The organism is Actinoplanes sandaracinus (assembly GCF_030009775.1).
Taxonomy (GTDB): domain Bacteria; phylum Actinomycetota; class Actinomycetes; order Mycobacteriales; family Micromonosporaceae; genus Actinoplanes; species Actinoplanes sandaracinus.
Map to the genome: position 1 here is coordinate 75316 of NZ_JASCTH010000016.1, position 21202 is coordinate 96517.

The 21202-nt window shown below is 70.8% G+C and carries 21 protein-coding genes; 13 read left to right on the top strand and 8 right to left on the bottom strand.

The window, feature by feature from the left end; genetic code table 11:
- Positions 1-2: 2 nt before the first annotated feature.
- A complete protein-coding gene (locus QLQ12_RS24120) occupies positions 3-1382 on the bottom strand; it encodes a M20/M25/M40 family metallo-hydrolase (protein ID WP_282762696.1) in 1380 nt (459 codons plus the stop codon).
- A gap of 143 nt (positions 1383-1525) precedes the next feature.
- The gene (locus QLQ12_RS24125) at positions 1526-1918 is read right to left on the bottom strand and encodes a PPOX class F420-dependent oxidoreductase (RefSeq protein ID WP_282762697.1); all 393 of its coding nucleotides are present in this window, start codon (positions 1916-1918) and stop codon (positions 1526-1528) included.
- 63 nt (positions 1919-1981) lie between these two features.
- On the opposite strand from QLQ12_RS24125, the gene QLQ12_RS24130 reads away from it, so the two are divergent.
- The 5 genes from QLQ12_RS24130 (at position 1982) to QLQ12_RS24150 (ending at position 6338) form a co-directional block, all read left to right on the top strand.
- Positions 1982-2413: a MarR family winged helix-turn-helix transcriptional regulator gene (locus QLQ12_RS24130; RefSeq protein ID WP_282762698.1), complete on the top strand. Its 432-nt coding sequence runs from the start codon at positions 1982-1984 to the stop codon at positions 2411-2413.
- Positions 2414-2595: 182 nt separating this feature from the next.
- Positions 2596-4986, top strand: coding sequence for a sensor histidine kinase (locus tag QLQ12_RS24135; protein WP_282762699.1), 2391 nt, complete (start codon positions 2596-2598; stop codon positions 4984-4986).
- Positions 4983-5408, top strand: a complete 426-nt coding sequence (locus QLQ12_RS24140; RefSeq protein WP_282762700.1) for a roadblock/LC7 domain-containing protein — start codon at positions 4983-4985, stop codon at positions 5406-5408. The genes QLQ12_RS24135 and QLQ12_RS24140 overlap by 4 nt, the downstream gene beginning before the upstream one ends.
- Positions 5405-5743, top strand: coding sequence for a DUF742 domain-containing protein (locus QLQ12_RS24145; RefSeq protein ID WP_282762701.1), 339 nt, complete (start codon positions 5405-5407; stop codon positions 5741-5743). The genes QLQ12_RS24140 and QLQ12_RS24145 overlap by 4 nt, the downstream gene beginning before the upstream one ends.
- Entirely contained in the window at positions 5727-6338 is a 612-nt protein-coding gene (locus tag QLQ12_RS24150) for a GTP-binding protein (RefSeq protein WP_407651547.1), read from the top strand. The genes QLQ12_RS24145 and QLQ12_RS24150 overlap by 17 nt, the downstream gene beginning before the upstream one ends.
- A 225-nt stretch (positions 6339-6563) precedes the next feature.
- Here the strand turns inward: QLQ12_RS24150 and QLQ12_RS24155 are convergent, their stop codons facing one another.
- Positions 6564-7154 carry an acyltransferase gene (locus QLQ12_RS24155; protein WP_282762702.1) on the bottom strand — a complete coding sequence of 197 codons (591 nt, stop codon included), beginning with the start codon at positions 7152-7154 and terminating at the stop codon, positions 6564-6566.
- A gap of 296 nt (positions 7155-7450) precedes the next feature.
- Here QLQ12_RS24155 and QLQ12_RS24160 point away from each other — a divergent pair, with 296 nt between their 5' ends.
- The 7 genes from QLQ12_RS24160 to QLQ12_RS24190 are packed head-to-tail and all read left to right on the top strand — an operon-like array spanning position 7451 to position 14617.
- Complete coding sequence (locus QLQ12_RS24160) at positions 7451-8515, top strand: Gfo/Idh/MocA family protein (RefSeq protein WP_282762704.1); 1065 nt, start codon at positions 7451-7453, stop codon at positions 8513-8515.
- Complete coding sequence (locus tag QLQ12_RS24165; protein ID WP_282762705.1) at positions 8512-9477, top strand: NAD-dependent epimerase/dehydratase family protein; 966 nt, start codon at positions 8512-8514, stop codon at positions 9475-9477. The genes QLQ12_RS24160 and QLQ12_RS24165 overlap by 4 nt, the downstream gene beginning before the upstream one ends.
- A complete protein-coding gene (locus QLQ12_RS24170; protein ID WP_282762706.1) occupies positions 9459-10598 on the top strand; it encodes a DegT/DnrJ/EryC1/StrS family aminotransferase in 1140 nt (379 codons plus the stop codon). Before QLQ12_RS24165 ends, QLQ12_RS24170 begins: the two co-directional genes overlap by 19 nt.
- Positions 10595-11227 carry an acetyltransferase gene (locus QLQ12_RS24175; RefSeq protein WP_282762707.1) on the top strand — a complete coding sequence of 211 codons (633 nt, stop codon included), beginning with the start codon at positions 10595-10597 and terminating at the stop codon, positions 11225-11227. The genes QLQ12_RS24170 and QLQ12_RS24175 overlap by 4 nt, the downstream gene beginning before the upstream one ends.
- Positions 11228-11239: 12 nt before the next feature.
- Complete coding sequence (locus tag QLQ12_RS24180) at positions 11240-12337, top strand: DegT/DnrJ/EryC1/StrS family aminotransferase (protein WP_282762708.1); 1098 nt, start codon at positions 11240-11242, stop codon at positions 12335-12337.
- Between the two features lie 16 nt (positions 12338-12353).
- Positions 12354-13601, top strand: a complete 1248-nt coding sequence (locus QLQ12_RS24185; protein WP_282762709.1) for an MFS transporter — start codon at positions 12354-12356, stop codon at positions 13599-13601.
- The gene (locus QLQ12_RS24190) at positions 13598-14617 is read left to right on the top strand and encodes a TolB family protein (protein WP_282762710.1); all 1020 of its coding nucleotides are present in this window, start codon (positions 13598-13600) and stop codon (positions 14615-14617) included. Before QLQ12_RS24185 ends, QLQ12_RS24190 begins: the two co-directional genes overlap by 4 nt.
- A 31-nt stretch (positions 14618-14648) precedes the next feature.
- Here QLQ12_RS24190 and QLQ12_RS24195 read toward each other — a convergent pair whose 3' ends face one another.
- The 5 genes from QLQ12_RS24195 to QLQ12_RS24215 are packed head-to-tail and all read right to left on the bottom strand — an operon-like array spanning position 14649 to position 19550.
- The gene (locus QLQ12_RS24195; RefSeq protein ID WP_282762711.1) at positions 14649-15566 is read right to left on the bottom strand and encodes a hypothetical protein; all 918 of its coding nucleotides are present in this window, start codon (positions 15564-15566) and stop codon (positions 14649-14651) included.
- Positions 15567-15573: 7 nt separating this feature from the next.
- Positions 15574-15837 carry an acyl carrier protein gene (locus tag QLQ12_RS24200; protein WP_282762712.1) on the bottom strand — a complete coding sequence of 88 codons (264 nt, stop codon included), beginning with the start codon at positions 15835-15837 and terminating at the stop codon, positions 15574-15576.
- A gap of 26 nt (positions 15838-15863) precedes the next feature.
- Positions 15864-17090, bottom strand: a complete 1227-nt coding sequence (locus QLQ12_RS24205; RefSeq protein WP_282762713.1) for a pyridoxal-dependent decarboxylase, exosortase A system-associated — start codon at positions 17088-17090, stop codon at positions 15864-15866.
- Positions 17087-18658: an acyl-CoA ligase (AMP-forming), exosortase A system-associated gene (locus QLQ12_RS24210; RefSeq protein WP_282762714.1), complete on the bottom strand. Its 1572-nt coding sequence runs from the start codon at positions 18656-18658 to the stop codon at positions 17087-17089. Before QLQ12_RS24210 ends, QLQ12_RS24205 begins: the two co-directional genes overlap by 4 nt.
- 37 nt (positions 18659-18695) lie before the next feature.
- On the bottom strand, positions 18696-19550 hold the full coding sequence (locus QLQ12_RS24215) for a hypothetical protein (RefSeq protein ID WP_282762715.1): 855 nt from the start codon (positions 19548-19550) through the stop codon (positions 18696-18698).
- Positions 19551-20054: 504 nt separating this feature from the next.
- Between QLQ12_RS24215 and QLQ12_RS24220 the strand changes: the two genes are divergently transcribed.
- Positions 20055-21143, top strand: a complete 1089-nt coding sequence (locus QLQ12_RS24220) for a right-handed parallel beta-helix repeat-containing protein (protein WP_282762716.1) — start codon at positions 20055-20057, stop codon at positions 21141-21143.
- Positions 21144-21202 lie beyond the last annotated feature (59 nt).

The following is a 21202-nucleotide window of genomic DNA, read 5'->3' on the forward strand; positions in this document are numbered from 1 at the left end:
ATCTACGAAGTCTCCGGCGCACCGTGGGTCAGCGGGCCGGCCGTCGCGTACGCCGCCGAACCGATCAGTTCCATCGAGACCTGCAGCCGTTCCAGGCTGATGTTCTTCGCGATGGTGTCCTCGGGGCTGTGGTAGGGCGGTTCCAGCAACGCCGGCGACGCCTCACCACGCCACGAGAAGTTGGCCGCGGCGATCCCCACCTCCTGGAACGACTGGTGGTCGCTGGAGCCGCGCAGCGTGACCGGAGAGATCCGCGGCTGGTATCCGAGCCGTTCGGCCGCCGCGGTCACCTCGTCGGTCGCCCGGTTCGCCTGCCCGGTGAAGGAGAGCAGCCAGTACCGGGTCGCCGGATCCCAGCTCGTCGCGACCATGTCGTTCTGGTAGACGGCCACGATCCGGTCCCGCTCCGCCTGCGGCAGCTGCGCCACGTAGTAGCGCGACCCGATCAGACCCTGTTCCTCGGAGCCCCAGAGGGCGAACCGCAGCGTCGCCTCGGTGGGCAGTCTGCGCAGCACCCGGGCCAGTTCCAGGCACAGGACCGTGCCGGAGCCGTCGTCGTTGGCGCCGGGCGCGCCGATGACCGAGTCGTAGTGGGCGCTCACCATCACCACCGGGCCGGCGCCCTTGCCGGGACGCTCGGCGATCACGTTCTGCGAGGTGAGGCCGCGGTGTGCGGCGGTCGTGACGGTCAGCCGGAGCCGGCCTTTCGCCAGCAGCTCGCGCAGCCGGTGCTTCTGCGCCTGGGCGACCCCGACGACCGGGATCGGCACCGGCGTGGTCGCCGAGCCGGGCAGGGTCGGGCTGAACGCCGACGCGCGGCGCGGCTCGACCAGGTCGGCGGGGAGGAAGACGACGGCCGCGGCGCCGCGCGCGACCGCGGTGGCGACCAGCGCCTCCCGGTCGGCGGCGACGTAGTCGATCAGCAGGATCTTTCCGGTCACGTCCTCCGGGTAGTCGGCGGCGGCCCCGGAGCGGGCGTCCAGCACGTCGCCGCGCACCCTGGTGTCCAGGGCCGCGTGCGGGGACGCACCGGCCTGCCAGCACAGGTCGGACGGCAGCCGGCGCGAGTCGAGCTGGGCGAGGAACTTGTCGGCCACCGTGAACGGCTGGCGGCTCACGTCGTACCCGAGGTGGTCGAGCACGCCGGAGAGGTAGTCGGCGGCCTTGCGCTCGGAGCGGGTGCCGCCGATGCGGGGCCCGATGCCCTGGGAGAGCACCTGGAGGTGCCGCAGAGCACGTTCGGCGGAGACGCGGCCGGCGACGCGCCGGTCGCCCCCGGTCAGAGCCGGCGGGCGGGCGGCGCCGGGCCGCTGATCGCCGACGGCCCACGCGGGCGCCGGGAGCGCGACGGTGGCCGCGCCTCCCAGTGCGATCGTGATCATGCGGCGACGGCTCAGTGAAGATTTCTCGGCTGGTGTGTCCAAAGCTCCCCCTCGCTGGAAGGGATCGCCGATCCTGGTCAGGATGACGGTCCACGCGCCAGAAGACTATGGTCAATATCGATATTGAACAATCACGTGACGCGTCATCCCTGGTAGCTGACCGCCGTCGGGCGGACCACGTAGACGACGCGGTGCTCGACGTCGCCCGGCGGGCCGTCGAAGTTCATGCCGTACCGCGCCGCGAGCTCCGCGAAGAACACCCCCTCGGTGTCCGGTTCGATCCGCTCGACCAGGCCGCGCACTTCGAGATAGCGGTACGGCTGGGCCGGGTCGTTGATCGAGAGGCTGATCCGTGGCTCGGTGGTCACGTTGCGGTACTTGCGGCGGGTGGTCGTGTTGGTGAACCGCAGGAACTCGCCGTCATAGGTGAACCACATCGGGTTGACCTGCGGCTCTCCGTCGTCGCGCACGGTGCCGAGGTGACCGAAGAGGGGCCGTTCGAGCAGATCGGTGTAACGGTCCGGAATAACGCTCATGTGACAGGACTCTGTCATAAAACAGAGCTCACTCACAACCCGGCCCCGTGGCAGAATGCCGCCATGAGCGCGATGGACGACCGGCTGGGCCTCGTGATCAAGCGGGCCGAGCAGGCCCTGATCGCCCGCAAGACGGCCGCTCTGCGCGAGTTCGGGCTGACCGTCCCCCAGTACGCCGCGCTGCTCCTGCTCACCTCGGGCGAGGGCGCCGGCATGTCCGCCGCCCAACTGGCCCGCGAGTCGCTCGTCACCCCGCAGACGATGGCCACCGTCCTGACCAACCTCGAAGCCAAAGGCCTGATCGAACGCGGACCGTCCCCGCTGCATCAGAAGGTCGTCGTCAACCGCGTCACCCCGGCCGGCGCCGCCCTGCTGAAAGACGCCGACGTCGCCGCCCTGACCGTCGAGAAACGGCTCGCCGACGCCTTCACCGACATCGAGCGCCGGCAGCTCGCCGCGTTGCTGGAACGCGCGATCACCGGCCTCGCACCGTGACCGCTGCGACCACCCGTTCGTAGGACCCGCCCCGCACCTGCGCGGGCGAGAGCGGGAGGTGACAGGCCTGCGACGGTACCTGTCGCTCGATAGAGGTGTTGACCCCATGTTGGCGTCCGTCAATCCTGTGCCGCGTTGCAAGTTGCACTCCAGGCAGCCGCGAGGTCGACAGAGGAGGCCGGATGAAACGCGGACGGACCATTCGGGGCCGCATCGTCCGCATGCTGGCGCTCCCGGTCGCGGCGATGATGCTGCTGCTCTCCGTCGTGGTGGTCGAGGAGTTCACCACCTACCGGCTGGCGGCCCGCACCGGCCACGCGATCACCCTGGACCTCGCCGTCCAGGCGCTCGCCCAGGAGGTTCAGAACGAGCGCGGGGTGACGCTCGGGCTGCTCGCCGGCAACCAGGACTTCGCCGGCCAGATCACCCCCGCCCGCCAGCAGGTCGACACCCGGCGCGGAGGCGTGGAACAGCTGGTCGCCGAACGCGGCGACCTGGACGGGCAGGTCACCGAAGCCCTGGAGCAGACGGTCGTGCTGGCCGAGATCCGCGACGAGGTGGACAAGGGCGGCGCCGACCGGAACGAGATCTTCGACGACTACAACGAGGTCGTCGAGGAACTCGGCGAGGTCTACTTCGCGCTGGACAACGCCGCGGACGCGACGATGCGCCTCGGCTCCGAATCGCTCGCCATGCTCAACCTCGCCAAGGAGGCCCGCGCCCAGCAGCGCGCCTTCCTCAACGGGGTGTTCTCCGCCGGCGGCTTCACCGACGGCGAGTTCCTGCGGTACGTGCAACTGCGGGCCGACCTCAACGCCGCCGTCGCCGAATTCGAGGAGTACGCCACCCCGGAGGCGATCGCGGCCAAGGACCAGCTGTTCAGCAGCGATCCGGCGGACCGGGCCCTGCAGTTGGAGACGCGGGCGCTGCGGTCCGGCGACGGCCAGCCGCTGCGCGCCGACACGCAGCTCTGGTGGACCTCGACGGGCACGGTGCTCGACGACATGACCCGGCTGGCGCAGCAGATCGGCGCATCTCTGCAAGCCCGCGCCGACGTGCTGCTCGACCAGGCGAACCTCCGGCTCGCCGGGCTCGCCGCGGTGGTCCTGCTCTGCGTGGGCATCGCGATCTATCTGGGCACGGTCGCCGCGCACTCGATCGCGAGCCCGCTCGCCGGGCTGGCGGCCGAGGCCAACCGGGTGGCCGGCGAACGGCTGCCCGAGGCGGTGCGCCGGGCCATCACCGGTGAGGCGACCGGGCCGCCGGGGGCGGTGCGGGTCGCGGAACGGGCCAGCACCGAGGTGCGGCTGGTGGCGGACGCGTTCGACCGGGTGCAGGCGACGGCGTACGCGCTCGCCACCGAACAGGCCGACCTCCGCCGGGCCGGCGCCGAGTCGCTGGCCAACCTGGGCCGCCGCAACCAGAACCTGCTGCGCCGCCAGCTCGGCTTCATCACCCGGCTCGAACAGGAGGAGTCCAGCCCGGCCGGCCTGGCCAATCTGTTCGAGCTCGACCATCTGGCCACCCGGATGCGCCGCAACGCGGAGAGCCTCCTGGTGCTGGTCGGCGCGGCCAGCCCACGGCAGTGGTCACGGCCGCTGCCGCTGACCGACGTGATCCGGGCGGCCGTCAGCGAGGTCGAGGAGTACCGCCGGGTGTCGCTGCGCCGGCTGGACGAGGCGATGGTGACCGGCTCGGTCGTCAGCGGCCTCGCCCACATGCTCGCCGAGCTGATCGAGAACGGTCTGGCGTTCTCTCCGCCCGACCTGGACGTGGAGATCCACGGGCGGCTGATCGACGGCGGCTACCTGATCGCGGTCTGCGACCAGGGCGTCGGCATGAGCGAGGCGGAGCTGGACGTCGCCAACCGGCGTCTGCGCGGCGAGGGTGACTTCATCACCGCGCCGGCCCGGTTCCTCGGGCACTACGTGGTCGGCCGGCTGGCCGCCGAGATGGGCGTCGGCGTGCAGCTGGCCCGGTCGCCGGTGACCGGGGTGACCGCCCGGGTCTCGCTGCCGGCGGGCATCCTGGCCACTGCCGAGGCCATCACCGCCCCGTCCTCCCCCGCCGCGCCCCCCGTGGCTTCCCTCCCCGCCCCCGCGGCCCCCTCGTCCGCCGCGGCCCCCTCGTCCCCCGCCGCGTCCTCCCCCGACACGCCCTCCCCCGCCGCGTCGGCCGATGACGACACCACGCCGTTGAACGGGACCGCCGTGCTCATGGCCCCGGAACCGGTCGGGCTGCCGTCACTGGCGCGGTCGGCCGTCGGGCCACGGCCGCTGGCGGAGGAGGTCGACTACGTGGTGCTGGACCATCGGCCGCAGGTGCCGGCGCCCCGCCGTCCCCTCTCCGCACCGATGCACGGCGACGCCGGGCACACCGTCAACGGCCTGCGCCGGCGAACCCCGCGGGCGCAGCGGACCCGGGAGGAGACGGCGCCACCACCCCGGCCCACGCCGGCGGTTCCGGTCACCGACACACCCGAGGCGGTACGGGACCGGCTGACCGCCCTGCGTGCGGGGATCCAGCGCGGCTCCGGCCGGCCCAGGCACATCGTCAATGAGGAGATCTCGTGAGCGTCGAGGCGCAGGCCGACCGGCATCAGTTCAACTGGCTGCTCGGCAACTTCGTCCATCAGACCGACGGGGTACGCGACGCGGTGGCGGTCTCCTCCGACGGCCTGCTGATCGCCGCGTCCGACGGGCTCGCGCGCGCCGAGGCCGACCAGCTCGGCGCGATCGTGTCCAGCATGGCGAGCCTGGCGCGCAGCGCGTCCCGCCGGTACGAGTTCGACGGCCTCAAACTGATCATGATCGAGATGCACCGGGGCTTCCTGGTCATCTCGGTGATCCCGGGCGGCAGCTGCCTCGGCGTGGTGGCCGCCGGCGACAGCGACCTCGGCCTGGTCGGGTACGAGATCTCGCGGCTCGCCGAACGCTTCGGTGACCTGCTGACCCCGGCCCTGATCGCCGAATCGCGGCAACACCTGCCCCGATGAGGCCCGAGGCCGAGGAACCGGTGGTACGCCCCTTCATGCTGACCGGCGGGCGGACCCAGCCGCTCCAGGATGGACTGCGGATCGAGACGCAACTGTGGGCCGTACCGGCCGCCCTGTCGGCGCCGTTGCGATTCGAGTCACGGCGGATCGTCGTGCTCTGCCAGCGGCCGCAGTCGGTGGCCGACCTGTCGGCGAAGCTTCCGGCCCCGCTCGGCGTGGTCCGCGTCATCGTCGCCGACCTGGTCACCCAGGGGCTGTTACGCGTCGGTGAGCTGCCGGGCGAGTTGACCACCGCGTTGATCGAGAGGATCAGGGATCGTGTTCGGGCGCTCTAGCACAGTGACGGCACCGTCACCGGTCGCCGTCAAGATCGTCATCAGTGGCGGTTTCGGGGTCGGCAAGACCACCTTCGTCGGCGCGGTCTCGGAGATCGAGCCGCTGGTGACCGAGGCGGAGATGACCGAGAGATCGATCGGGGTGGACGACACGTCGGCGGTCTCCGGCAAGACCACCACCACGGTCGCGCTCGACTTCGGCCGCATCACCCTGGACGAGACGCTGCTGCTCTACCTCTTCGGCACGCCGGGGCAGGACCGGTTCGCGTTCCTCTGGGACGATCTGGTGCTCGGGGCACTGGGCGCGATCGTGCTGGTCGACACGCGCCGGATCGAGGACTGCTTCCCGGCGATCGACTACTTCGAGGAACACGACATCCCGTTCATCATCGGGGTCAACGCCTTCGACGGGGCGCGCCGGTTCGAGGCGGCAGAGGTCCGCGACGCGCTGGGCGTCGCGTCGAACATGCCGCTGCTGGAGTGCGACGCGCGGCAGCGGGAGTCGGTCAAAGCGGTGCTGGTGGCGCTGACCGAGCGAGTGCTGGCCCGCCGCCTGGACCGCCAGGCGCAGGCTGAACGCCAGACCCAGCCGTAGCCCACACCCGCCACCCGCACACCACAACCCGCCTGCGCTACGGCTGGCCCGTCCGGGCACATCGCAGCCGTAGACCACACCCGCTACCCGCGCCCAGAACCTGTCTGGATTACGGCTGGCTGGCCGGTGACCAGCGGACTCCGCCCGAAAGGCGCGCCGCGGCCGTGCGCCGCGGCCGCCTCGCGTGGTGGCTCACGGTGCTGGGGTAGCCGTACAAGACAGGGCTTATTTTTCGGTGAGCAGACCGTCCGATTCGGTGTATTCCGCACCGGTCGCCTCGCAGAGCCAGGTGTTGTCGCCCTTGGCGACGAGCGGGCGTCCGGCGCGCCCGACCCAGCCGACGCGGCGGGCCGGCACGCCGACGACCAGGGCGAAGTCGGGAACGTCCTTGGTGACCACGGCGCCCGCGGCGACCAGGGCCCAGCGGCCGACGGTGACCGGCGCGACGCAGACGGCGCGTGCGCCGATGGCGGCGCCCTCACCGATGGTGACGCCGACGGCGGTCCAGTCCTCGCCGGTCTGGAGGCGGCCGTCGGGGGTGACGGCGCGCGGGTACTCGTCGTTGGTGAGCACCGCGGCCGGGCCGATGAACACGCCGTCGCCGAGGCGGGCCGGCTCGTAGACCAGGGCGTAATTCTGCAGCTTGACGTTGTCGCCGATCACGACGCCGGGGCCGACATAGGCGCCGCGGCCGATGATGCAGTCGCGACCGAGCGTGGCATTCTCCCGGATCTGGGCGAGATGCCAGACCCGCGTGCCGGAGCCGATCTCGGCCCGGTCGTCCACATCGGCGGTGGGTGCGACGGTGACGGTCATGCTGAGCTCCTGGAGATCGGCGGAGAATCCGGCACAGGGTAGTGGGCGGGGCCAGAAAGTTATGTCGGGAAACTGACCTTCTCATCCATTCTGGCCGTTGAGTTGCACGATCACTGACCGTCAGGCGTAACCCGAAATGGCCGAAGGTATCGGCTCACCCCGCAGCTCCGTCCGAAATTCACTCGCGATCTGGCGCTGGGACACGGCGGATCGATAGCTTTCCGGACGGACTGCGTCGGCACCGTCCGTCTACCCTGCCCGGGCGCGTCTCTTCCACATCGACGAAACGGATGCTCGTGACTCCTCCGCTCCCCGCACCCATCGGCGTCGCCGTCGTCGGGGCCGGCTACTGGGGCCCCAACCTCGTCCGCAACTTCCAGAGCAGCCCGAACTTCCGGGTGCGCTGGCTCTGCGACCTCGACGTCGAGCGGGCCCAGCGGGTCCTCGGCGGCTACTCCACCGTTCAGGTCTCCGCCGACCTCGACGAGGTTCTGGCCGACCCCGAGGTCCAGGCTGTGGCGATCGCCACCCCGGCCGGCACCCACCTGCCCGTGGCGATGGCCGCGCTACGGGCCGGCAAGCACGTCCTGGTCGAGAAGCCGCTGGCGGCAACCTTCTCCGAGGGCCTGCAGCTCGTCGAGGAAGCCGACAAGCGCGGCCTGACCCTGATGTGCGACCACACCTACTGCTACACCCCGGCGGTGCTGCGCATCCGCGACCTGCTGGCCGCCGGCGAGCTGGGTGAGCTGCACTTCCTCGACTCGGTGCGGATCAACCTGGGGCTGGTCCAGCGCGACATCGACGTCATCTGGGACCTGGCTCCGCACGACCTGTCGATCCTGGACTTCGTGCTGCCGCCGTCGGTGCGCCCGATCGCCGTCGCCGCGCACGGCGCGGACGGGATCGGCGCCGGCCGCGCCTGCGTGGCCTATCTCACGCTGCAGCTCAGCACCGGCGCGATCGCGCACATCCACGTGAACTGGCTGTCGCCGGTGAAGGTCCGCACCGCGATCTTCGGCGGGTCGAAGCGGACCCTGGTGTGGGACGACCTGAACCCCAGCCAGCGGCTGTCCATCTACGACCGCGGCGTCGACGTGTCGTCCCCGGACGAGCTCGGCGACGAGCAGCGCCGTGACATCCTCGTGTCGTACCGCTCCGGCGATGTGGTCTCCCCTGCACTCACCGAGCGTGAGGCGCTGCGGACCATGGTGGACGAGTACGCGCGTGCCATCACCACCGGAACGCCGGCGCTCACCGACGGCCGGTCGGGGCTGCGCGTGCTGGAGATCCTCCAGGCTGCCTCGCGTAGCCTGGCCGAGGGCGGAACAATGATCAAGCTCGACGAAGGGCACATGGCGTGACTGGCGTACAGATCGAGGGCACCCGTGCTCTCGTCACCGGCGGAGCGGGCACCATCGGCTCGCACGTCGTCGACGAGCTGGTCCGTGGCGGCGCCGCGGAGATCGTCGTTCTCGACAACTTCGTGCGCGGCCGGCGCGACAACCTGGCCTGGGCGCTGGAGAACGGCCCGGTCAAGCTGGTCGAGGGCGACATCCGTGACCAGGCGCTGGTCAAAGAGGTGACCGCGGGCAAGGATCTGGTCTTCCACCTGGCCGCGATCCGCATCACCCAGTGCGCCGAGGAGCCGCGGCTCGCCAACGAGGTGCTGGTCGACGGCACGTTCAACGTGATCGAGGCGGCCGCCGAGGCGGGCGTGAAGAAGCTCGTCGCGTCGTCGTCGGCGTCGGTCTACGGCCTGGCCGAGCAGTTCCCGACCACCGAGCGCCACCACCCATACAACAACGACACGTTCTACGGCGCGGCGAAGGCGTTCAACGAGGCCACGCTGCGCAGTTTCAAGGCGATGAAGGGCCTTGACTACGTCGCCCTGCGTTACTTCAACGTGTACGGCCCGCGCATGGACATCCACGGTCTCTACACCGAGGTGCTGATCCGCTGGATGGAGCGCATCGAGGCGGGCAACCCGCCGCTGATCCTCGGCGACGGCCTCGCGACCATGGACTTCGTGCACGTGGCCGACATCGCCCGCGCCAACATCCTGGCCGCCAAGGCTGATGTCACCGACGAGGTGTTCAACATCGCCAGCAGCGAGGAGACCAGCCTCAAGGACCTGGCCGCCGCGCTCAGCGCCGTGATGAAGTCGGAGCTGGCTCCGGAGCACGGCCCGGCGCGCGCGGTCAACGGCGTCACCCGCCGCCTGGCCGACATCTCCCTCGCGGAGAAGAAGCTGGGCTGGAAGCCCGAACTCACCCTGACCGCGGGCCTCGAGGGCCTCGTCGACTGGTGGCGGGGGTCCAAGTGATCCCGGTGATGATCCCCCAGCTCGGGGAAGAAGAGGCGCAGGCCGCGGCCGAGGCGATCCGCTCCGGCTGGGTCGCCCAGGGTCCCCGGGTCGCCCGCTTCGAGACCGAGTTCGCCGCGGTCGTCGGCGCCGGCCACGGTGTCGCGGTCAGCTCGTGCACCACCGGCCTGCACCTGGCCCTCGTGCTGCTCGACATCAAGCCCGGCGACGAGGTCATCGTGCCGTCGCTGTCGTTCATCGCCACCGCCAACGCGGTCCGCTACGTCGGTGCGACGCCGGTCTTCGCCGACGTCGAACTGGCCACCGGCAACGTCACCGTGGAGACGATCGACGCGGTGCGCACCGACCGGACCCGCGCGGTCATCGCGGTGCACCAGGGCGGCGTGCCGTTCGACACCGCGGCGCTGCGCAAGGCCACCGACGGCTGGGGCATCGGGCTGGTCGAGGACGCCGCTTGCGCGGCGGGCTCGACCGTCTACGGGGCTCCGGCCGGCACCGGCGCGAAGGTCGCCGCCTGGTCCTTCCACCCGCGCAAGCTGATCACCACCGGTGAGGGTGGCATGGTCACTGTCGACGACCCGGCCTTCGCCACGCGCCTCAAGCGGCTCCGCGAGCACGGCATGAACGTGTCCGCCGCCGACCGGCACGCCAGCAAGCAGCCGGTGCTCGAGGCCTATCTGGAGACCGCCTACAACTACCGGATGACCGACATCCAGGCCGCGGTCGGCCTGGTCCAGCTCGGCCGGCTGCCCGGTCTGGTCGCGCAGCGGCGCGAGCTGGCGGCCCGCTACCAGGAGCTGCTGGCGGACATCGACGGTCTGGTGCCGGTTCGCGACCCCGCTTACGGGCAGACGAACTACCAGTCGTTCTGGGTGCTGCTGGACGGCTTCCGGGTGAGCCGCGACGAGGTGCTGACCGAACTCGCGGCGCGGGGCGTCTCCGCGCGGCGGGGCATCATGGCCGCCCACCTGGAACCGGCCTACGAAGGCGTCACCACGGCGCCGCTGCCGGTGACCGAGCGGATCACCCGTGAGTCGCTGATCCTGCCGCTGCACCACCAGCTCACCGAAGAGAACCAGAACCACATCGTCGGCGTGCTGCGGGAGCTGGCAAGCCGGTGAAAGAGCTGGTCATCGTCGGGGCGGGCGGGTTCGCCCGGGAAACCGCCTCGGCCGCGGCCGACGCCGGATGGCGGGTCCTCGGATTCGCCGACGACGACCCCGGCCTGCTCGGGGTCGTCCGCTCCGGCCTGCCCGTCCTCGGCGCGATCGACACCGTCGCCGGGAAGACGGACGCCGCCGTCGTGGTGTGCGTGGGCAACCCGCGCAACTTCACCGCGCGGCGCGGCATCGTCGAGCGGCTCGGCCTGCCCGCCGACCGGTACGCGACGGTCGTGCACCCGTCCGCGTCCATCGGATCCGGCAGCACCGTCGGCCCCGGAACGGTTCTGCTCGCCGGGACCGTGCTCACCGCGGACGTGACCGTGGGCGCGCACGTGGCGGTCATGCCGCAGGCGGTGCTCACCCACGACGACCGGATCTCCGATTTCGCCACCGTCGCCTCCGGCGTCCGGCTGGGTGGTTCCGCGGTTCTGGAGACCGGCGCCTATGTCGGCGCCGGGGCTCTGGTCCGCGAGGGTGTGACCGTCGGCGCCTGGGCCCTGGTCGGGATGGGCTCGGTCGTGTTGCGCGACGTGCCTCCCGGCGAGGTCTGGGCCGGCAGCCCGGCCCGTTTCCTGCGTAATGTCTGAGGAGCTGACTTCATGACCCGCATCCCGCTCGTCGACCTGGCCGCCGCTCACGCGGAGGTGGCCGAGGAGGTCGAGGCCGGATTCAAGCGCATCATCGCCGCCACGGCGTTCATCGGCGGCGCCGAGGTGGCCGCGTTCGAGCAGGAGTACGCGGCCTTCTCCGGCCTGCCGCACTGCATCGGCGTGGCGAACGGCACCGACGCCCTGGAGCTGGCGTTCAAGGCCGTCGGCGTCGGGCCGGGCACCGAGGTGATCCTGCCGGCGAACACGTTCATCGCCACGGCCGAGGCGGTCGCCCGGACCGGCGCCGAGGTGGTGCTGGTGGACTGCGACCCGCACACGTACCTGATCGACGTGGACGCGGCTCTCGCCGCGATCACGCCGCGCACCCGGGCCATCGCGCCGGTACACCTCTACGGCCAGCTCGCCCCGGTCGACCTGCTCAAGCAGGGTCTGGCCGGGCGGGACATCGCCATCGTCGAGGACGCCGCCCAGTCGCAGGGCGCCACCCGGCACGGCCTCGGCTCCGGGGTCGACGGCATCGCCGCGACCAGCTTCTACCCGGGCAAGAACCTCGGCGCCTACGGCGACGCCGGCGCGGTCACCACCGCCTCGGCGGATTGGGCGACGACGGTACGCACCCTCGGCAGCCACGGTGGCCTGCGTAAGTACCACCACGACATGATCGGGGTGAACAGCCGCCTCGACGGTCTGCAGGCGGTCGTGCTGCGGGCCAAGCTGGCCCGTCTGGCCGGCTGGAACGAGCAGCGCCGCGCCGCCGCCGCCCGCTACGGCGAGCTGCTGGCCGGTTTCGAGCAGGTGGTCCGCCCGGTGGTGCTGGACGGCAACGTGCCGGTGTGGCACATCTACTGCGTCCGGGTGCCGAACCGGGACGAGGTGCTGGCCAAGCTGAACGCGGCCGGCGTCGGCGCGGCCATCCACTACCCGATCCCGGTGCACCGGACGGGTGCGTTCGCGTCGCTCGGCGGTTCCTTCCCGAACGCGGAGAAGGTGGCGCCGGAGATCCTGTCGCTGCCGATCTACCCGCAGATCACCCCGGACCAGCAGGCCCGGGTGGTCGAGGAACTCGGCAAGGCCCTCGCTTACTGACAAGTTAGGTAACACCGTGTACGTGTCACTGCGCGACCGTCCCGGCTCTGACGAGCCGGCCGGGGCGGGCCGCGCGGTCAAGCGGGTCTCCTCCACCGTGATGCTGCTCGGTGTGGTGAGCCTGCTGACCGACGTCTCCTCCGAGATGGTGGCGTCGGTGCTGCCGCTCTATCTGACGGCGGCGGTCGGGCTCAGTCCGGTCGCGTACGGCTTCCTGGACGGCATGTACCAGGGGGTCAGCGCGTTCCTGCGGATCGCCGGCGGCTATGCCGGCGACCGTGGGGGCCAGCCCAAGTGGGTGGCGGTGCTCGGGTACGGCGCGTCCGCGCTCAGCCGGATCGCGATGCTCGTGGCCACCGGCTTCGCCGCGATCACCGCCGTGGTGACCGTCGACCGGCTCGGCAAGGGGCTGCGGACCGCGCCCCGGGACGCGCTGATCGCCGAGGCCTCCGACCCGAAGATGCTGGGCCGCGCGTTCGGCGTGCACCGCACCCTGGACACCATCGGCGCCGCGATCGGCCCGCTCGTGGCGTTCGCGTTGCTGGCCGCCGTGCCGGGCAGCTACGACTCGATCTGGGTGGTGTCGTTCGCGTTCGCCATCGTCGGCGTGGCCGTCCTGGTGTTGTTCGTGCCCAACCTGCGCACTGCCGCCGGGACCGCCCGGATCGGGTTGCGGCGCACGTTCCGGGCGGTGGCCGGCCGCCGGCTGCGCCGCCCGCTGCTCGCCGCCGGAGCGCTCGGCCTGCTGACGGTCGGGGACGGTTTCCTCTACCTGTCGTTGCAGGAGCGCGACGACTTCGCGGCCGTCTACTTCCCGCTGCTCTATGTCGGGACGAACCTCGCCTATCTGGCGCTGGCCGTGCCGCTGGGCCGGCTCGCCGACCGGGTGGGCCGGGCGAAGGTGCTGGTGGCCGGGCACGGCGCCCTGCTCGCCTGCTACCTGCTCGCGGCGCTGCCGACCGGGGGCATCGGCCTGACCCTGATCGTCCTGATGCTGCTCGGCGTCTTCTACGCGGCCACCGACGGGGTGCTGCCCGCCCTGATCAGCCGCCTGGTCCCGGCCGAGGCGCGGGGCAGCGGGATCGCGGCCGCGCAGACCGTGGTGGCGCTGGCCCGGTTCGCCTCGTCGCTCAGCTTCGGTCTGTTGTGGAGCCTGCGGGGGCCGGGCTGGTCGCTGGTGCTCTTCGCCGGGCTGCTGGCCCTGGCCATTCCCGCGGCGGTGTGGCTGCTGCGGGGCATCGACCGGGTGGAGGAGAACGCATGACGGTCCGGATCCGCATCGCCCTGCTGGCCGCGATCCTGGTGGTCGCGCTGGCCGCGTCCGTCGGTTTCGTCTGGGACGTGCGCCAGGAACAGGCCGCCGACCTGGCCGCCGCCCCGGCCGTCTCGGCCGGCGGCGACGTCGCGGCGCTGCGTTCCCAGCCGCACCTGGTCTTCCGCAGCACCGCGCTGGGCCAGGGCTACGGCCAGGTCGCGGTGGTGCCGCTGAGCGCGCCGTCCGGGGCGCGGGCGTTCACCACGATCTCCTGCGAGCGGGTCTACGCGACCCCCGCCGACGCCATCTGCCTGTCCGCCGACCGCGGCATCGTGACCACCTACAAGGCGCAGCTGCTCGACGCGTCGTGGGCGCCCGCGCGTGAGCTGCCGCTGACCGGACTGCCGTCCCGGGCCCGGCTGTCGAAGGACGGGTCGCTGGTCGCCACCACGACGTTCGTCTTTGGCGACTCCTACGCCAACCCGGGGCAGTTCTCCACCCGGACCGTGGTGACCCGCACCGACGGCGAGGTCGTCGGCGACATCGAGAAGTTCACGCTCGTCGTCGACGGCAAGGAGATCACCGCCGCGGACAAGAACTTGTGGGGCGTCACGTTCGCCGGCGGCGACCGGTTCTATGCGACCGCGTCCTCCGGCGGGAAGACCTGGCTGGTCGACGGCAACCTGTCGGCGCGCACGGTCACCTCGGTGCGGGGCGACGTGGAGTGCCCGTCGCTGTCGCCGGACGGCACCCGGGTCGCGTTCAAGAAGCACGGCGACCTGCCGCCGGGTAAGTGGCGGCTGGCGGTCTACGACCTGCGCAGCGGGAGCGAGACGGTGCTGTCCGAGACGCGCAGCGTCGACGACCAGGTCGAGTGGCTCGACGACAAGACGGTGATCTACGGTCTGCCGCGGCAGGACGAGAGCTCCGCGTCGAGCGACGTGTGGGCGGTGCCGGCGGACGGGACGGGCGAGCCCCGCGTGCTGGTCGGCGACGCCTGGTCACCCGCCGTCATCCGAGGTTGACGGGAAGGAGCTCCAGGACGGCTCGTCGCCGTCAGCTCGCGCTGGGCTCGACCGCCTTGCCGTCCACGAACCTGTTGCCCCGCCACTCGTTGCCGGGCGCCTTCGTGTTGAAGGAGGTGACGGTGCCGAACGAGGCGCACTCGCCGTTGGGGCCGCGCTGGAACACGTTGTCCACCACGACGATCCGCTCTGATTGGGTGCCGAACTTCTTCTTCGCGTCGTAGCCGCCGTAGAAGCAGTAGGACATCTCGGTGGAGGCGACGAAGAGGTTCCCCTGGATCGTGTAGTCGGAGTTCGGCCCGAGGTCACCGAAGATCGACGCGTTGGAGGTGCACCCGCCGCCGGCCTTGTTGGTGGGCCGGTCACAGGCCAGCGTGTTGCCGATCAGCTTGATGTTGGTGCCGCCGTTGGAGAGGAATCCGTTGAGGTGCCAGTCCCCACCCTCGGGCACGAACGGGTTGTGCAGGTACGAGTCCTGGATCACGCAGTTCAGGTAGCAGTTCACGGCGCTCTGGCCACCGACGATGTCGGACCGCAGCACGGTGAGGTTCTCGAAGCCGACGGTGTGCAGGAACGCCTCGCCGCCGTCGATGTCGGAGTCCTCGATCAGCAGCGAGTGGCCCTTGCCCTCGACCTTCACCGAGCCGGTGACCTTGCTGTTGCGGATCACCACGTCGGCCGCCTGGATCAGCAGCGGGCACCGGACGTCGCTCGCCTCGATGACGGTGCCGGATTCCTTGATCGTGCACGGCCCGTCGTAGGAGCGCAGCGACGTCCCGTCGAGCACGCCGGTCGACGCGGCGTCCGGGAAGACGTCCGCCTTCTTCCTGGTGTTGGTGAAGTTGGGGCTCGTGTCGCCGCCGCCCGGGCGGCTTTCGACGTACCACCACGCGGCAGCGCCCCCGACCAGCACGGTCGCGAGCGCTGCCAGCAGGCGCTTTCTCCACATGGGAGGGTCAGTTCCGCTTCTCTGCCACGAACGTGGTGAGGCTGCCCAGGGTCTCGAACACCTCGGCGGTCACGTCCTCGTCGTCGACCGCGATGCCGAACTGCTGCTCCAGGGCGGCGACCAGTTCCAGCACCGCCATCGAGTCGAGTTCCGGCAGGTTGCCGAGCAGTTCGGTGTTCGCGTCGATCGAGGCGGCCCGGTCGGAGATGGCGAGCGTCTCGACGAGAACCGTCTTCACCTCGTCGAGCAGGGCAGAGCTGTTCAGTGCCATCGTGTTCCTCCGTAGTTTCTGCGGTTCTAGACGAGCATCTCGGCCGCGGCCGGATGGCTCAGGAAAGCGGTCGGACTGGCGGTGAGCCCGTAGGCGCCGGCCTGGAAGAGGACGATCAGGTCGCCGACGTCGGCGCGGGGCAGCGTGACATTGTCGCCGAGCAGGTCGAGCGGGGTGCACAGGGAGCCGACCACGGTGACCGTCTCGACCGGCTCCTCGTCGAACCTGGTGCCGACGACCAGCGGATAGTTGCGGCGGATGACCTGGCCGAAGTTGCCGGACGCGGCGAGCTGGTGGTGCAGACCACCGTCGACGACCAGGAAGGTCTTGCCGCGCGACTGTTTGCGGTCGACGACCCGGGTGACGTAGACGCCGGACTCGCCGACGATGTAGCGGCCCAGTTCGACCACCACCCGGGCCTCGGGGAGCCGGGGCCGGAGCTTGCCGGTCATCAGCTCGCTGAGGTTCGCGCCCACGGCGGCGAGATCCAAGGGCAGATCACGATCGGTGTACGGGATACCGAAGCCGCCGCCCAGGTTGACATAGCGCACCGGGGTAGGAGCGTCGTCGGCCAGCCGCAGCACCAGGTCGACGGTGTGCTGCTGGGCCTCGATCAGGCTCTCCGCCCGCAGGTTCTGCGAGCCGGCGAAGACGTGGAAGCCGAGGAACTCGCACTCGGTCTCGCCGAGCTGCTTGAGCAGGGCGGGCACCCGCTCGGCGTCCACCCCGAACTGCTGGGGGCCGCCGCCCATCCGCATGCCCGAGCCCTTGAGGCTGAAGTCGGGGTTGACGCGGACCGCCACCCTCGGGCGGATGCCGAGCTGCTCGCCGATGTGGGCGGCGCGGGCGGCCTCGTTCTCCGACTCCATCTCGATCGTCACGCCCGCGGCCACGGCCTGCCGCAGCTCGGCGTCGGTCTTGCCGGGCCCGGCGAAGCTGATCCGCTGGGCCGGCACCGGCGTGTCGAGCGCCACCAGCATCTCGGCCGACGAGGCCACGTCGAACGAGTCGACCAGGCCGCTCAGGTGCTGCACGACGGCCGGCATCGGGTTGGCCTTGACGGCGTAGCTCAGCTGCAGGTCGGCGGGCAGGGTGGCCCGCAGCAGCGCGATCCGGTCGGTGAGCAGCTGCCGGTCGTACGCGAAGTAGGGCGTGCCGCCGGCCCGCGCGGCCAGCCGGTCGACGGGCACACCGTTGACGGCCAGCCGGCCCTCCCGGCGTCCGAAGGCGGCGACGGTGGGGTGCGAAGTCACGAGTTCAGCTCCTGGCGGATGAGGTTGCGGTCGAACTTGCCGTTGGGCGAGCGGGGCAGCTCCGGGCGTACCTCGATCTGCTTGGGAAGCATGTAGATCGGCAGGTCCTTCTTGAGCCGGTCGAGCAGGGCGGCCGGGTCGAGGTCGGCGCCCTCGGGCGCGCTGGCCACCAGCACGATCCGCTGGCCCAGCTTGGGGTCGGGCAGGCCGAGCGCCACGGCGTCGCGGACCAGGCCGGTGCCGTAGGCGATCTCCTCGATCTCGGTGGGGCTCACCCGGTAACCGGACGTTTTGATCATGTCGTCGGTCCGGCCGACGAAGTAGAGGAAGCCCTCCTCGTCGCGGACCACGGTGTCGCCGGACCAGACCGCCAGCTCGGGCGCGAGCGCGCCCTCCCGGACCGGCAGCGGCTTGAATCGCTCGGCGGTGCGCTCGGGGTCGTTCCAGTAGCCGAGGGCGACCAGCGCCCCGCGGTGCACCAGTTCGCCGTGCTCCCCCGCCTCGCACTCGGTGCCGTCGGGCCGGACGACCAGGATCTCGGCGTCCGGGATCGCCTTGCCGATCGAGTCCGGGCGGCGGTCGACCTCCGCCGGATCGAGGTAGGTGGACCGGAACGCCTCGGTGAGCCCGTACATCAGGAAGGGCCTGGCGGCCGGGAAGATGGCCCGCAGCCGGTCGAGGGTGGTTCGCGGCATCCGGCCGCCGGTGTTCGCGAAGTAGCGCAGCGACGCGGTCGCCTCCGGTGTCCAGCTCTGCTCGACCAGTTGCACCCACAGGGGCGGGACACAGGTCAGGCCGGTGACGCCGTGTTTGGCGCAGAGCCGGACCACGTCCTTGGGGAGCAGGTAGTTCGTCAGCACGACGTGCGCCCCGACCGCGAACGCGGTGGTGATCTGGCTGAAGCCGGCGTCGAAGCTGAGCGGGAGGACGGAGAGGATCACGTCGTCGGCGGTGTTGCCGAGATAGGTGCTGACGCTCTCGGCCCCCACGATCAGGTTGCGGTGCGACAGCACCACGCCCTTGGGGCGGCCGGTGCTGCCCGAGGTGTAGAGGATCGCGGCCACGTCGGCGTCGATGCCGCCGGCGTCGGGAGAGCCCGTCGCCGCGACGACCAGGTCGTCCCAGGAGGACACCGTGTATCCGGCCGGGGTCTGCGCCGTCCCGGTGGCGGCGCCGCCGACCAGGACGACCCGCTCCACCGACTTGAGGTTCTCCAGCTCGTCGTGCAGCAGGGCCAGCCGGTCCGGGGTGGTGATCAGCACCCGCACGTCGCAGTCGGCGATGATGTGGCCCACCTGCCGCGCCCGCAGCACCGGGTTGACCGGCACGAACACCCCGCCGGCCGCCGACGTGCCGAAGATCGCGGCCACCGTCTCGACGCGCTTGTCGAGCCACACACCGACCCGGTCGCCGCGCTGGAGGCCGAGGCGGCGCAGGCCGCGGGCCGCGTTCAGGGTGCGGTCGGCGAGCTCGGCGTAGCTCAGCGTCTGGTCCTTGAAGGTCAGCGCCGGCGACTCCGGGGAGCGATCGGCCGAGCCGAGGAGCAGATCGTGCAGGCGGATGCGCATGTGGAGTTGCTTCTTCCTTGTGACGGGCACCCGGAGGTCACCAGCTGAGGCACACGAGTTCGCTGTAGAGGTAGTCGACGTCGGAGTCGGCGAACCCGTCTCCGAGGACCATCTTGCGGCGGGGGTTCTCGAGGGTCCGGCCGCCGGGCAGCGAGCCGCCGACCACCCTCGGCTCGGCCAGGGTCGCCGGGATGCCGTGCCGCAGCAGCAGGTGGCGCGACACCTGACGGAACATCCGGCGGAAGAGGGCGGGATTGCTCACGTACAGGATCGAGGCGAAGAGCGGCAGACCCTTGCGGCGGTCCTTGCGGAAGATCGCGTAGCAGGTCTCGTCACCGCGGGTGAGCAGCAGGTGGCGGGCCGCCGCCAGGCCGGCGTGGTCCTGGTAGATCTGTGCCTGGGCGCCGGACAGCGTGGCCTCGATCTTGCGGGGGTCGTCCGTCACCGAGCCGGAACCGGGCAGTCCGGGCAGGTTCGGCACCAGCTCGGTGGTGGTGTCGAGGAAGCGGAAGCCCTTGCGGGTGTTCATCGGCACCACGTTGCCGCTGGGCGACAGATCGGTGTACGCGTCGCAGCCTTGGTCCAGCAGCGCCTTCAGCAGTTTCAGGCTGTGGAACCGCTGCTCGGGCAGGACGCACCAGGCGCCGAGATTGCAGAACCGCAGAACCCGGCCGCCGATCGTCCGGTCCGAGTAGAAGGCGAGGTATGCGCCGACCACGACGTCGTCGTCGGTGCGGAGGTGGAACCCGTGGTTGGGGGCGTCGACCTTCCACGGGACGTCGACCGCGCGCGCCCACGCCTGGGCGGAGACCCTCTCGTTGAGGTGCCGGTGCAGGAACTCCGCGACCTCGGGCACGTCCGAGCCGGTGATGGCGCTGACTCGAACTCCCATCTAGCTCGCCGCTCCGACCGGCCGACGAGGCCGTCCGGGGGTGGAATTCATGTCTGTGCCCTTCCGATTGCGTGGTCGCGCCGACGATACCGTGACCCGGCGACGGGACGCCGCCGCTGTGCCAGCTTTCCGTCACTCCGGATCGTCGATATGACCACTCCGGACGGCTCGGTACCGGACGAACGGGGGATTGCCGTGCACCCTTCGGCGACCATGCGCCGAACCGGTCGGCCGAGTCCTCTTCGGAGGGAGATTTCGCCCGATCGGCAGTGATGGGGAGAATTGCCGGAAAACGCGATTCGAGATCCGCGGCTTTTCTTGGCTCTTCCTTAACCGGCCGACCCGCGGCACCTCATCCCCACGCCGCATCTTCTAGGATGCTCGGGTTGCCCTATGCAGAAGCACTCTCGATGACCGCCCGGAACCGGGACCATCATGAGGAGATCGCACCCCATGAAACATCGCCGCAATTTCCGGCCGAAAGCTCTCGTTCCCATTGTCGCGATGGTTTTGGTCGTCCTCTCCGCCTCCGGCGCCTTCGTGTTCCAGGCCTACGCAAAGAATGACGGAGGCGAAACCTCGCCCGAGACCGTGGCGAATGCACAGATCCCGACGAGTCCGGCCGGCCTGAGCGCCCCGGCGCCGTCGGTGTCGGCCCTGCCGCCGTCACCGAGCGCCTCGGTCTCGGCGTCCGCCTCGGCGTCGGCGTCGGCGTCGGCGTCGCCCAGCGCGTCGGCCAGCTCCAAGCCGACCGAGAAGGCGACGACCACATCGTCCGCCGGCGGCTGCGCGCTGCCGAGGTACCCCACTCCGGCCTGCACCGGAGTGCCGGCCGGGTGGAAGCCGAAGAAGACCGTCAACGGCGACCTGACCGTCACCAAGGCCGGCACGGTGATCTCCGACCACCTGGTGACCGGAAGCATCATGATCAAGGCGGACAACGTCACGATCAGCAAGACCCGGGTCTACGGCGCGGTCGACAACTTCCACGGCAACAAGGTGTACGGCCACACCACCATCAAGGACACCGAGGTGGTCAACCCGCCCGGCCAGGAGTACTCGACGAACGACCAGTACGCGTTCGGCGTCGCCGACTACACCTGCCTGCGCTGCAAGGTGATCAACCGGATGGAGGGCTGGCGGGTCGGCGCCTCCGACTACAGCGGCGCCGGCAACGTGGTCATCCAGGACTCGTTCGCCCAGCTCGCGGTGCCGCCGGGCATGTGCGCCTCGGACGACCCGCACGGTGACGGCATCCAGGCGTACGGCGGACCCAGCGTCACGATCAAGCACAACACCATCGACCAGCGCAAAGACGACTGCCCGACGGCGCCGATCTTCATCCCGGACCAGGGCAACGCCGGCGCGACGGTGCAGGACAACCTGCTCGCCGGCGGCGCCTACGCACTGCGCCTGACCGGCGGGAATTTCCCCGCGGTCACCGGCAACAAAGTCGTGCAGGGCAGTTACGGATTCGGCCCGGCCGAGCTTTCCTGCGGCCTCATCGGAGCCTTCAGCGGAAATGCCACCGTCACCTACGACTGGGCGTCCGGAAAGGTCACCGGTCAGGTGAAGGCCATCAACGAGTGCTGATCTGACAGCACACGGGAGGGGCCTGCGGGCCCCTCCCGTGTGTCTGACGAGTCTTAAGT

Coding starts and splice junctions, on each gene's coding strand:
- QLQ12_RS24120 (WP_282762696.1), bottom strand. CDS start 1,382: ATGATCACGATCGCACTGGGAGGCGCGGCCACCGTCGCGCTCCCGGCG.
- QLQ12_RS24125 (WP_282762697.1), bottom strand. CDS start 1,918: ATGAGCGTTATTCCGGACCGTTACACCGATCTGCTCGAACGGCCCCTC.
- QLQ12_RS24130 (WP_282762698.1), top strand. CDS start 1,982: ATGAGCGCGATGGACGACCGGCTGGGCCTCGTGATCAAGCGGGCCGAG.
- QLQ12_RS24135 (WP_282762699.1), top strand. CDS start 2,596: ATGAAACGCGGACGGACCATTCGGGGCCGCATCGTCCGCATGCTGGCG.
- QLQ12_RS24145 (WP_282762701.1), top strand. CDS start 5,405: ATGAGGCCCGAGGCCGAGGAACCGGTGGTACGCCCCTTCATGCTGACC.
- QLQ12_RS24155 (WP_282762702.1), bottom strand. CDS start 7,154: ATGACCGTCACCGTCGCACCCACCGCCGATGTGGACGACCGGGCCGAG.
- QLQ12_RS24180 (WP_282762708.1), top strand. CDS start 11,240: ATGACCCGCATCCCGCTCGTCGACCTGGCCGCCGCTCACGCGGAGGTG.
- QLQ12_RS24190 (WP_282762710.1), top strand. CDS start 13,598: ATGACGGTCCGGATCCGCATCGCCCTGCTGGCCGCGATCCTGGTGGTC.
- QLQ12_RS24195 (WP_282762711.1), bottom strand. CDS start 15,566: ATGTGGAGAAAGCGCCTGCTGGCAGCGCTCGCGACCGTGCTGGTCGGG.
- QLQ12_RS24200 (WP_282762712.1), bottom strand. CDS start 15,837: ATGGCACTGAACAGCTCTGCCCTGCTCGACGAGGTGAAGACGGTTCTC.
- QLQ12_RS24210 (WP_282762714.1), bottom strand. CDS start 18,658: ATGCGCATCCGCCTGCACGATCTGCTCCTCGGCTCGGCCGATCGCTCC.
- QLQ12_RS24215 (WP_282762715.1), bottom strand. CDS start 19,550: ATGGGAGTTCGAGTCAGCGCCATCACCGGCTCGGACGTGCCCGAGGTC.
- QLQ12_RS24220 (WP_282762716.1), top strand. CDS start 20,055: ATGGTTTTGGTCGTCCTCTCCGCCTCCGGCGCCTTCGTGTTCCAGGCC.